The following is an 11,611-nucleotide window of genomic DNA, read 5'->3' as shown; positions in this document are numbered from 1 at the left end:
CGGACCGGCAAGCCGGGCGCATCGGGTTTCCCCCCCACCACGCCCGGCCAGCCTCTCTCAGATGTAGTCAGGTCTCAGATGTAGTCCGGCACCACCGGCCCGCGCGGCCGATAAGGCGCCTCCATCGCGGCGACCTCCTCCTCCGTCAGCTCGATCGCCAGGGCGGCCACCGCGTCGTCGATGTGGTGCGGCTTCGTCGCCCCGAAGATCGGTGCCGTGACGCCGGGCCGGCTCAGCAGCCAGGCCAGCGACACCTGCGCCGGCGGGACGCTCCGCGCCGCGGCGATGGCCTCCACCGCGTCCACGACCGGGAAGTCGCCGGTGTTGTAGAGCTCTGAGGCGAACGGGTCGCTCGTGGAGCGCGTCGTGGTCGCGTCCCCGGCGCGGCTGCGGGCGCCGGCGAGCAGGCCGCGCGCCAGCGGGCTCCAGGGCAGGACCGCGACGCCCTGGTCCAGGCACAGCGGGATCATCTCCCGCTCCTCCTCGCGGTAGACGAGGTTGTAGTGGTTCTGCATCGAGACGAAGCGGGTCCAGCCGTTCAGGTCCGCGGTGTGCTGCGCCTTGGCGAACTGCCACGCCGCCATGCTCGACGCCCCGATGTAGCGGGCCTTTCCGGCGCGCACCACGTCGTGCAGCGCCTCCATCGTCTCCTCGATCGGGGTCTCGCGGTCCCAGCGGTGGATCTGGTACAGGTCCACGTAGTCGGCGCCGAGGCGGCGCAGGGAGGCGTCGATGGAGGCCATGATGTGCTTGCGGGACAGGCCGGCGTCGTTCGGGCCGGTGCCGGTCGGGAAGAAGACCTTGGTGGCCAGGACGTAGTCCTCGCGGTCGGCGAACAGCTTCGGCAGGATGCGGCCGGTCACTTCCTCGCTGGCGCCGCCGGAGTACATGTCGGCGGTGTCGAAATACGTGATCCCGGCCTCGACGGCGCGGGCGACCAAGGGGAGCGCCGAGTCCTCGGGCAGGATCCAGGCCCGGGACTGCGGGCTTCCGTAGCTCATCATGCCCAGGCACAGGCGCGAGACTTTCAGGCCGGTACGGCCCAGTCGGACTTGCTGCAAAATACTCAATCCTCTCTAAGCCCTCTAAGAGGTATGGGCAAACCTCTAAGAGGCGTGCGCAGCCAAGAATCGCGCTGTGTGCCCGGATCCGCCACCGGATACTTCGGCCGGCGTCCCCTCGGCGACGATCCGGCCGCCGTCGGCACCGGCGCCGGGTCCGAGGTCCAGCAGCCAGTCCGCGGCCGCCGCGACGCGCATGTCGTGCTCGACCACGATCACCGTGTTGCCCTGGTCGACGAGTTCCTGCAATCGCGCCAGCAGCAGGTCGGCGTCGGCCGGGTGCAGTCCGCTGGTCGGCTCGTCGAGCAGGTACAGGGTGTGGCCGCGCCGTGCCCGGTGCAGCTCGCTGACCAGCTTGATCCGCTGGGCCTCGCCGCCGGACAGCGTCGTGGCGCTCTGGCCGAGGGTGAGGTAGCCCAGGCCGATGTCGTCGAGCAGGCGCAGGATGCGGTGCGCGGCCGGCAGCCGGTCCAGGAAGCCCAGCGCGTCCTCGACGCTCAGCGCGAGCACGTCCGCGACCGACTTGCCGGCGACGAGCACCTGGAGCGTCTCGGGGTTGTACCTCGCGCCGTGGCATACCGGACACGGCGCGGATTCGGTCGGCAGGAAGAGGAGTTCGACGCTCACCACGCCCTCGCCCTGGCAGTTCGGGCAGCGGCCGTCGCGAATGTCACTGTGGCGCGAAGCGTCTCCGTAACGGGCGGTGGTGGGAGACGGGCGGGCGAAACTGAAGCGGCTGGCCGTGTATCCGCGCTCCTTGGCCACCGGCTGAGCCGCGAATAGCTTGCGCACCGCGTCGAAGAGCCCGGTGTATGTCGCCAGGTTCGAGCGCGGCGTCCGGCCGATCGGCTTCTGGTCCACCTGCACCAGGCGCTGCACGGCGTCCAGCCCGTCGGCCTTCGGGACGGCGACGATCCGGTCGTCGTCCAGCGCGGCCGCTTCGTCCTGCGAGCCGTCCCGGTCGGCGTCCGAGACGTCCGAGACGTCCGCGGCGGCCGGGGTGCCGAGGTGGTCCCGCACGGTCGCCGCCAGGACCTGGCCGACCAGCGTCGACTTGCCGGAGCCGGAGACGCCGGTGACGGCGGTCAGCGTGCCGAGCGGGAAACGGACGGTCAGCCGTTCGAGGTTGTGCCGCGTGACGTCGAACAGCGTCAGCCACGAGGACGGCGCCCGGACCGTGTCCGGCCGGATGCTCGGCGCGTCCCCGAACAGGTAGCGCGCGGTGGCCGATTCGGCGACGTCCTTCAGCCCGGTTTCCGGTCCGCTGTAAAGGACCCGGCCGCCATGCGTGCCGGCCCCCGGCCCGAGGTCCACGATCCAGTCGGCGTCGGCGATCACCCGCGGATTGTGCTCGACCACGAACACCGAGTTCCCGGCGGCGCGCAGCCGCTGCAACGCGGTCAGCAGCAGTTCGGTGTCGGCCGGGTGCAGACCGGCGGAGGGCTCGTCGAGCACATACAGGACGCCGAACAACCCGCTGCCCAATTGTGTGGCCAGATGCAGCCGCTGGAACTCGCCGCCGGACAGCGTGGAAGTCGTGCGGTCGGTACCCAGGTAGCCCAGGCCGAGCTCGGTCAGGGTCTTGAGATGCTCCTCCAGGTTGCCGATCAGCGCTTCGGCGGCCTGACGGCGCTCCGGCGACAGCGCGGCGGTGTCGGGATGGACGCGGGCCCGGCGCAGCAGATCGGCCAGCTCGGTCAGGGGGAGCGCGGTGGCCTCGGCGATATCGACCCCGGCGATGGTGATGCTCAGCGCGAAGCGGTTGAGCCGGCGCCCCTCGCACGTCGGACACGGCTCCTCGGTGAGGAACGACGCGGCCTTGGCGCGCAGCGACGCGCTCTTGGTGGTGGCGTAGGTGTGCAGCACCCAGCTCTTGGGCGACATGTATGTGCCCTGATAAGGACGGGTGATCCGATGCGCCTCCCGCACCGGATGCACCGTCACGACCGGCTGCTCCTCGGTGGTCAGCAGCCAGTGCCGCCGCTCGGCGGGCAGCGTCCGGAACGGCGCGTCGATGTCGATGCCCAGCTCGCCGAGGATGTCCCGGTAGTTCTTGCCCTGCCACGCCCCGGGCCAGGCAGCCACCGCTCCCTCGCGGATGCTCAGCTCCGGATCGCCGACCAGCCGGTCCTCGTCCACGGTGTACCGGCGGCCGAGCCCGTGGCAGGTCGGGCAGGCGCCGGCGGCGGTGTTGGGGGAGAACCAGTCGGAGTCGACCGGCTCGGCGCCCGCCGGATAGGTGCCGGCGCGCGAGTAGAGCATGCGCAGCACGTTCGACACCCGGCTGACGGTCCCGACGCTGGAGCGCGCGCTGCCCGCGCCGTACTGCTGCCGCAGCGCGACCGCCGGAGGCAGACCGCTGATACCGCCGACCCGCGGCGCGCCGGCCTGCTCGATCAGGCGCCGCGCGTAGGGGGCCACCGATTCCAGATAGCGGCGCTGGGCCTCGGCGTAGACGGTCGCGAACGCCAGCGAGGACTTGCCCGACCCCGACACCCCGGTGAAGGCCACGACCCGGTCGCGCGGCACCGCCACGTCGACGTGGCGCAGGTTGTGCTCGGTGGCGTCGTGGACCCGGATCATCGGGTCGGCGACGGGGGCCGGGCCGGCGCCGGCACCGGCGGGGTCCGGAGCACCGGCCGGGTCCGAGCCCGCTCCGTGCTGCTCGGCGGGCTTGTCGACCATGCCAGTCACGGTATCGGCGGGCGCTGGGCGGCGCACGTCGGCGCACCTGCGCGCGAGGCGGCGCGTGTCGGTGCCCGGCGCTACCCTCGCAGCGTGGCCCCCGTCCCTCCCGCCCGCCACCTGCAGCGCGCCAAAGACCTCGCCGACGCGCGCTACGCCGAGCCGCTGACCGTCGCCGACCTCGCGGCGGCGGCGCGGCTGTCGCGGGCGCACTTCTCGCGGGAGTTCCGGCGCGCCTTCGGGGAGTCGCCGCACGCCTACCTGCTCACCCGGCGCCTGGAGCGGGCCGCGGCGCTGCTGCGGCACACCGACTACGCCGTCGCCGACATCTGCTGCGCGGTCGGGCTGACCAGCGTCGGGTCGTTCACCACCAGCTTCACCCGGGTCTACGGCCTGCCGCCGGCCGCCTACCGGGCCGCCGCGCCGCCGGCGGCGCACTTCGTGCAGGTCCCGGGCTGTGTGCTGCGCGCCTACGGACGGCCGAAGAACCGGACGTTTCGAGAAGACGGCGCGCCGCCCGGCGGCCTAGCGTGAGCCCATGATCTCCTTCAGCAGCACTCAGCTCTGGGTCCACGACCAGGACGTGGCCCTGGACTTCTACACGAACAAGCTCGGCTTCGTGGTCCGGGCGGATATCACGGTGCCGGAGATGGGGAACTTCCGCTGGCTCTCCGTGGGCCCCGCGCACCAGCCGGACGTCAGCATCGTGCTGATGAAGATCGTCGGCGAGCCGCTCATGGACGAGGCCACCCGCGCCAAGGTGGAGGAGCTGACCGGCAAGGGCTTCGCCGGCACGGTCTTCCTGACCACCGAGGACGTGGACGCCGACTACGCCGCCCTGGTGGAGCGCGGCGTGGAGTTCATCGAGAAGCCCAGCGACGAGCTCTACGGCCGCGACTCGTCCTTCCGCGACCCCTCCGGCAACCACATCCGGCTCATGACGCCGCGCGAGATGGGGTAGCCGGCGGCTCTTCGGCCACGATGAGTCACATCACCAGATCTTCGGCAGCAAGAAGGGCGTCCCGACCGGGACGCCCTCCTTCATGTTCTCCGCGCCTTCACGCTCTGCGCGTGCGGCGCGGCAGCTGCCTCACGAGCCGGTCGTCGACCCGACCCCGGCGTACAGCGCCTCCACATCCGTGGAGTTCTCCAGCATGACCACGTTGCGCTTCAGCTTCATCGACGGCGTCACCTGCCCGCCCTCGACGCTCCACTCCGTGCCCAGGATCGCGAACTTCTTGATCGCCTCGGCGTGGCTGACGGCGCGGTTCGCGTCGTCGATCGCCTTCTGGATCTCGGCGCGGACGCCGGTGTCCTCGGCGGCGTCGGCGATGGTCCAGTCCGCCGGCTTGCCGTGGGCCGCGGCCCAGGTCGGGAGGGACTCCGGGTCCAGGGTGACCAGGGCGCCGATGAAGGGCTGCTTGTCGCCGACCACCATCGACAGGTTCACCAGGGGGTGGGCGTTGATCCGGTCCTCCAGGACGGCCGGGGCGACGTTCTTGCCGCCGGCGGTGACCAGGATCTCCTTCTTGCGGCCGGTGATCGACAGATAGCCCTCGGCGTCCAGGGAGCCGATGTCGCCGGTGGCGAACCAGCCGTCCTGCATGGCCTCGGCCGTGGCGGCGTCGTTGTGGTAGTAGCCGGAGAACACCATCGGGCCCTTGAGCAGGATCTCGCCGTCCTCGGCGATGCGGACCGAGGCGCCGGGGACCGGGACGCCGACCGTGCCGGGGCGGGCCTTGCCGATCGGGTTCAGCGTGATCGCCGCGCACGTCTCGGTCAGGCCGTAGCCCTCCTGGACCTGCAGGCCGATGCCGTGGAAGAAGTGGACCAGCCGGGTGCCCAGCGGCGCGCCGCCGGAGACGGCCAGCGTGGCGTTGCCGCCCAGGGCCGCGCGCAGCTTGCCGTAGACCAGCTTGTCGAAGACCGCGTGCTTGACCTTCAGGCCCATCGGGACCTTGCCCGCGTACTCGGCGCGCGACCAGGCGATCGCGGTGGCCGCGGCCTTGTCGAAGATCGCGCCCTTGCCCTCGGCGTGCGCCTTCTGCGACGCGCCGTTGTAGACCTTCTCGAACACCCGCGGCACCGACAGGATGAAGGTCGGCTTGAAGCCGGCCAGCTCCTCGACGATCTTCTTGGTGTCCGAACAGTGCGCCAGCTTCACCCGCGCGGTGAGCGCCGCGGTCTGGATGACCCGGGCCAGCACGTGCGCCAGCGGCAGGAACAGCAGCGTGGAGCCGGAGTCGTTGAACGCCGCGGACGCCATGCGCGTCACGTTCTCGCACTCGGCCAGGAACGTGCCGTGGGTCAGCACGCAGCCCTTGGGCCGGCCGGTGGTGCCGGAGGTGTAGATGATCGAGGCCAGCGACTCCGGGGTGGCCGCGCGGCGGCGCTCGGCCAGGTCCTCGTCGCTGATCGCGGTGCCGGCCGCGGTCAGTTCCTCGACCGCGCCCTTGCCGCTGTCCGGCTCGATCGTCCACACCTGCCGGACGTTCGGCGCGCCGCCGATGCTGGAGCCGGTCTGGCCGGTGCGAGCGGATTCCACGCACGCGGCGTTGCCGTCGGTCTCGGCGAACACCGCGACCGCGCCGGAGTCCGACAGGATCCACTCGACCTGCTCGGCCGAGGAGGTCTCGTACACCGGCACCACCACGGCGCCGGCCTCGAACAGCGCGAAGTCCAGCAGCGTCCACTCATAGCGGGTGCGGGACATCAGGGCTACGCGGTCGCCGACCGCGATTCCGGAGGCGGCGATGCCCTTGGCCAAGGCGGTGACTTCGGAGAGGAAGTCCTTGGCGGTGACATCACGCCATACGCCGCCGACCTTGCGGCCCAGCAGCGCCGCGGCCGGGGCCTTCTCGGCCGCGTTGTGCACCACGTCGGTCAGGTTGCCGGTGGCGCCGACCTCGTAAAGCGGCGGGACGCTGAACTCACGCACGGTTGTCTTGACTCCTCGTCTTCGAGGCCGGACGACGGGGCGGCCGGGCGCCGCGTGGGGTCGAGGCGCGCCCTGACGCTACTGCTTATTACCAACCGGTAGGTAGTACTTGATGCTGTTTTGTAACCTGTACGACTCCTGCCCATGGCAAGGGCCGTCGGACACCATCATGCCCTGCCGCGACCCTCGACCGGCCGTCAGGTGTGGCGTACGCGATAGCCTTGGCCGCATCCACCGACGGCGAGGAGGCGGGCCATGTCCGAGCGCACCAAGTCCAGCATCGACATCGCGGCCCCGCCAGAGGCCGTACTCCAGGTCATCACCGACTTCGAGTCCTATCCGGAATGGGCCGGAGAAGTGAAGGAAGCGCGGATCGAGGAGCGCGACGAGGCCGGCCGCGCCACCCGCGCCTGGTACCGCATGGACGCCGGCGCGCTGCGCGACGAGCACACCCTGGCTTACGAATACCCTTCGGACGTTGAGGTCCGCTGGACTCTCCTGTCCTCGAACATGATGCGGGCGCTGGACGGCTCCTATGTGGTGGAGGCGACCGACGCCGGCAGCCACGTCACCTACCAGCTCGCGGTGGACGTCAAGCTGCCGATGGTCGGCCTGCTCAAGCGCAAGGTCGAGAAGCTGATCATCGACCGCGCGCTGTCCGGGCTGAAGAAGCGTGTCGAGGCGATCTCGGCGTGACGCGGCTGCTCTTCCTCACCGGCCCCGGCGGCGCGGGCACCACGACCCTGGCGGCGGCGACCGCGCTGCGGGCCGCGGGCAGTGGACACCGGACTTTACTGCTCGGCGTCGCCGACGCCGGGGAGCTCGCCGCGGTGCTCGGCGCGTCGGGTGTCTCCGGGGACGGAAACGTCCTGGACATCGATGACGCCCTCGACGACGACTTCGACGACTTGAAGGACTCCGGGGCCGCCGCAGACTCCGCCGCCGCAGACTCAGAGGACATCGAGGTCACCGCGAGCTCCGAGGACACCCGGAACGCCGGGAACGCCGACGACTCCGGCGAGCCGAGCGCCGCGAACGCCTCGGCCGTCCGCCGCACCGCGCTGGCCAACCTCACCGTCCGCCGCTTCGACCCGGCCGCGGCCACCGAGACCGCGCTGGTCGACCTCGCCAAGCTGCTCACCGGCCCGCTGGCGGCCGCCGGCCTCACGGCGCCGGACGCCACCGAGCTCGGGCCGGTCCCCGGCCTGCCGGACATCCTCGCGCTGCGCGAGATCGCCTCGGCCGTGGGCTCCTCGGAGTGGGACACCGTCGTGGTGGACGGCCCGCCGCTGAAGGCCGCGCTGGCGATGCTGGCCTGGCCCGAGACCGCCGCCGCCGCGCTGCGCCGGGTCCGGCCCATCGAGGGCCAGGCCGCCCGCGCGCTGCGTCCGCTGCTGGCCGGGCTGGTCGGCCTGCCGACCCCGTTCGCGATGGTCACGCAGTGGACCGACAACGCCGCCGCCGAGATCGCCGCCGTGCGGGCCTCGCTGGTGCACCCCGGCAGCGTGGTGCGGATCGTCGGCTCGCCCGCGGCCGCCGTGCAGCCGCTGCTGCAGGCCACCCCGACCCTGCTGGCCCTGCACGGCCTGCGCGCCGACGCCGACACCCTGGCCGACGTGCCGCGCCAGGACGCCGAGCCGCTCGGCGTCGCGGCCCTGGAAGCCCTCGGCGAGGCGGTCTACGCCGGCGGGGATCCCGGTCCCGGCCTGGCCGACCCGCCGGAGCCGGTGATGCTGAGCGAGGGCGAGGGCTACCGCTACGACCTGCCGCTGCCCGGCGTGGAGCGGGACCAGCTCGGCCTGGTGCGCTCCGGCGACGAGCTGGTGGTCAGCGTCGAGGTCCCGGGCGTCGCGGCCCAGCGGCGGGCCTTCCCGCTGCCCGGGGCGCTGCGCCGCTGCCGCATCGCCTCGGCCCGGATCTCGGACGGCGTGCTGCGCGTCGGCTTCAAACCGGACGAGAGCCTGTGGCCCGAGCGGTTCCTGGCGGATCATAGTGATGAAGACACCCAAAACGGTGACCGGTGACGGGAGGGACCCAGCCGTGAGCGATAACCAGAAAAAAGACGACATCCCCTTCGAGGACATCCCGCCGCGCCCGGCCGCTGCCGACAGCGCCGACAGCGCCGTCGGCGATGACGCCGGCGACGGCGGCATCGGCGGCATCGGCGCAGTTCAGGGCGACAAGACCCCCGAAACGGACAACGCGGACCCCGGCTCCGCCGGCCGCGCCGCGCAGGCTTCCGAGGAACGGACACCGCCCGGTCCCGGCTCGACAGGGCCCACCGGGGTGCGCGAGGATCTCGGGACGCTCGCCGATGAGGCGCGCAAGCTCTGGTCGGCCCTCGAGGCGCGCGTCGTGGCCCCGGCGGTCCAGTCGTACCCTGAGGTGGCGCGCCACCTCGGCGCCGCCGGCCGCGAGGTCGCCGCGGCGTTCCGGTCGGCGGTGCGCGGCTCCGAGCAGTCCTGGCGGGATTCCGGTCCCGGCGGCGACAAGGCAGGACAGCAGGAGAAGATCATCGTCGAACGGGTGGACCGGATCGATCCGTCCGAACAGAAGAACAGGGACTAATGACTCTCACCATCGGCGTAGACATCGGCGGCACGAAGATCCTGGCCGGCGTGGTCGACGAGAAGGGGAAGATCCTCGACTCGGTCAAGGTCTCCACTCCGGAGAACTCCGACCAGACTGCCGACGCCATCGCCGAGGCGGTGCGCAAGGTCCGCGGTGACCACGAGGTCGTCGCCGTGGGCCTGGGCGCCGCCGGCTTCATCGACGCCGACCGCGCCACCGTGCTGTTCGCCCCCAACGTCTCCTGGGTCAACGAGCCGCTGAAGAACCGCATCGAGGAGCGCATCGGCCTGCCGGTGGTCGTGGAGAACGACGCCAACGCCGCGGCCTGGGGCGAGGCCAAGTTCGGCGCCGCGGCCGGCCACGACGACGTCGTGGTGATAACCGTCGGCACCGGCATCGGCGGCGGCCTGATCCTGGGCGGCTCCCTGTACCGCGGCCGCTTCGGCATCGGCGGCGAGCCCGGCCACTACCGCGTGGTCCCCGACGGCCGGCCCTGCGGCTGCGGCAACCGCGGCTGCTTCGAGCAGTACGCCTCCGGCAACGCCCTGGTCCGCGCCGCCCGCGAGCGCGCCGCCGCGGCCACGGGGCGGGCCAAGGAGCTGCTCGCGCTCGGCGACGGCACCGTCGAGGGCATCCAGGGCTCGCACGTCACCGAGGCCGCCCGCAACGGCGACACGATAGCGCTGGCGGCCTTCAACGAGATCGCCGACTGGCTCGGCCAGGGCATGTCGGACATCGCCGCGCTGCTGGACCCCAGCGCCTTCGTGCTGGCCGGCGGCGTCTCCGAGGCCGGCGACCTGCTGCGCGCCCCGGCCGCCGAGGCCTACCGGCGCAAGCTGGCCGGCAAGGGGCACCGGCCGTACGCGCAGGTGCTGACCGCGACGCTGGGGCCGGACGCCGGTCTGATCGGCGCCGCGGACCTCGCCCGGGTCTGAACCTCTGGTCTCACAAGGACCCCAGCACTTTCCTCCATAGCGATCACCGCTTAGCGTGGTGATCGCTATGGAGGAGACGATACGGGTACTCACTTACAACGTGCGGTCCTTACGAGACGACCGCGCAGCCCTGGCACGCGTCGTGCGCTCATGCGCTCCCGACGTGGTGTGCATCCAGGAGTCGCCGCGCTTCTTCGGGTGGCGCCGCGCCGCCCGGACGATGGCGGCCTCGTTCGGCCTGAAGATCGTGGCCGGCGGCGCCGACGCCTCGGGCAACCTGCTGCTGGCCGGGCCGAACGTCACGGTGGAGGACACCGAGGTGCTCTACCTGGAGCACCGCCGGGGCTACCACCTGCGGGGACTGGCGCTGGCCGCGCTCAAGATCGGCGACAGCCGGTTCACCGTCGCCGGGACGCACCTGAGCATGAACCTGGAGCAGCGCGTCTACCAGGCCGGGGAGGTGCTGGGGCATCTCGACGGGTTCGCGGAGCGCAACCAGACCAAGCCGCGGATCCTGGCCGGGGACTTCAACAGCTACCCCGGCAGCGTCGAGTGGGGCATCCTCACCGACCGCTTGGCGGACGCGTGGATGGCCGCGCCGTTCGGGGCGGAGTTCACCTCGACCGGCAAGAACCCGTATCAGCGGCTGGACGCGGTGTTCGTCTCCCGGGACATCGACGTGGTGCGCGCGGGGGTTCCCACGGACCTGGTCAGTCCGGCCGACACCGCGCTGGCCACCGACCACCTGCCGGTGCTGGCGGTCCTGCGGATCTGATCAAACCACCGCGCCGTTGTCGGGGTCGTCGTACTCGTCGCGGTCCGGCTTCATCCGCATCACCAGGGAGATGATGCCGCCGAAGACGCCGATCACCGCCAGCCAGCCCAGGTACTCCGGCGTCTGCCACTGAAGCAGCGTGTGCAGCACCAGGAAGCCCACGCCGCCGAGCAACATCACCCAGGACGCCAGGGTCGCGGCGGCGACCTGCGGCAGCGGCGGATCGGGCTGCTCGTAGTGCTCGACGTGGTCCAGCGGGTCCGAGGTGGTCTCGTCGCTCGGCTCCAGGATCTCCGAGGGCCACTCCGGGCGCGGGTCCAGCACCGGGTAGCGGACGATCTTGCGCGGGGCCGAGCTGTCGGGGCGGTTCGGCTGCGGGTCCGGGGCCGACTCGCCGTGGAAGGCGGCGACCAGCTTGTCGAACTCCACGCGCTCGCGGGCGACGCGCTCTTCCTCGGTCTCGGGATGGTCGGCGGGGGCGGTGGGCTCGTTCTCGGGCTCGGACGGCTCCGGCGCTTCGGCGGCCACGTCGGCGCCGGCCCCCGCGGCCGTCGCCACCTCCTCGGCGGGCCCTTCGGCCGGCTCCATGGACTCGACGGGCTCCTCGGGCAGACCGGGACCCGGTTGTTCGCTGGCGGTGCTCACA

11 protein-coding genes are annotated in these 11,611 nt (G+C 72.0%); 7 read left to right on the top strand and 4 right to left on the bottom strand.

The window, feature by feature from the left end; translation table 11 throughout:
* Positions 1-74: 74 nt before the first annotated feature.
* Entirely contained in the window at positions 75-1,061 is a 987-nt protein-coding gene (locus tag ABIA35_RS19310) for an aldo/keto reductase (protein WP_370341325.1), read from the bottom strand.
* 45 nt (positions 1,062-1,106) lie between these two features.
* Positions 1,107-3,746, bottom strand: a complete 2,640-nt coding sequence (locus tag ABIA35_RS19305) for an ABC transporter (RefSeq protein WP_370358778.1) — start codon at positions 3,744-3,746, stop codon at positions 1,107-1,109.
* A gap of 93 nt (positions 3,747-3,839) precedes the next feature.
* Here ABIA35_RS19305 and ABIA35_RS19300 point away from each other — a divergent pair, with 93 nt between their 5' ends.
* A complete protein-coding gene (locus ABIA35_RS19300) occupies positions 3,840-4,280 on the top strand; it encodes a helix-turn-helix transcriptional regulator (protein WP_370341323.1) in 441 nt (146 codons plus the stop codon).
* A 4-nt stretch (positions 4,281-4,284) separates the two neighbouring features.
* Entirely contained in the window at positions 4,285-4,707 is a 423-nt protein-coding gene (locus ABIA35_RS19295) for a VOC family protein (protein ID WP_370341322.1), read from the top strand.
* Between the two features lie 129 nt (positions 4,708-4,836).
* Here ABIA35_RS19295 and ABIA35_RS19290 read toward each other — a convergent pair whose 3' ends face one another.
* Positions 4,837-6,684, bottom strand: a complete 1,848-nt coding sequence (locus ABIA35_RS19290) for a long-chain fatty acid--CoA ligase (protein WP_370358777.1) — start codon at positions 6,682-6,684, stop codon at positions 4,837-4,839.
* Between the two features lie 255 nt (positions 6,685-6,939).
* On the opposite strand from ABIA35_RS19290, the gene ABIA35_RS19285 reads away from it, so the two are divergent.
* The 5 genes from ABIA35_RS19285 (at position 6,940) to ABIA35_RS19265 (ending at position 10,965) form a co-directional block, all read left to right on the top strand.
* Positions 6,940-7,380 (top strand): SRPBCC family protein, encoded by a 441-nt coding sequence (locus tag ABIA35_RS19285; RefSeq protein ID WP_370341320.1) that lies wholly within the window; start codon positions 6,940-6,942, stop codon positions 7,378-7,380.
* Positions 7,377-8,708 (top strand): ArsA-related P-loop ATPase, encoded by a 1,332-nt coding sequence (locus tag ABIA35_RS19280; protein ID WP_370341318.1) that lies wholly within the window; start codon positions 7,377-7,379, stop codon positions 8,706-8,708. The genes ABIA35_RS19285 and ABIA35_RS19280 overlap by 4 nt, the downstream gene beginning before the upstream one ends.
* A 16-nt stretch (positions 8,709-8,724) precedes the next feature.
* A complete protein-coding gene (locus ABIA35_RS19275; protein ID WP_370341317.1) occupies positions 8,725-9,252 on the top strand; it encodes a DUF5304 family protein in 528 nt (175 codons plus the stop codon).
* On the top strand, positions 9,252-10,190 hold the full coding sequence (locus tag ABIA35_RS19270) for an ROK family glucokinase (RefSeq protein ID WP_370341316.1): 939 nt from the start codon (positions 9,252-9,254) through the stop codon (positions 10,188-10,190). Before ABIA35_RS19275 ends, ABIA35_RS19270 begins: the two co-directional genes overlap by 1 nt.
* 67 nt (positions 10,191-10,257) lie before the next feature.
* A complete protein-coding gene (locus ABIA35_RS19265) occupies positions 10,258-10,965 on the top strand; it encodes an endonuclease/exonuclease/phosphatase family protein (RefSeq protein WP_370358776.1) in 708 nt (235 codons plus the stop codon).
* Here the strand turns inward: ABIA35_RS19265 and ABIA35_RS19260 are convergent, their stop codons facing one another.
* A complete protein-coding gene (locus tag ABIA35_RS19260; RefSeq protein WP_370341314.1) occupies positions 10,966-11,610 on the bottom strand; it encodes a hypothetical protein in 645 nt (214 codons plus the stop codon). It lies immediately after the preceding gene.
* Position 11,611 lies beyond the last annotated feature (1 nt).

It is taken from the genome of Catenulispora sp. MAP12-49, from assembly GCF_041262705.1.
Taxonomy (GTDB): domain Bacteria; phylum Actinomycetota; class Actinomycetes; order Streptomycetales; family Catenulisporaceae; genus Catenulispora.
This window is presented reverse-complemented; position numbering and strand designations above follow the sequence as displayed.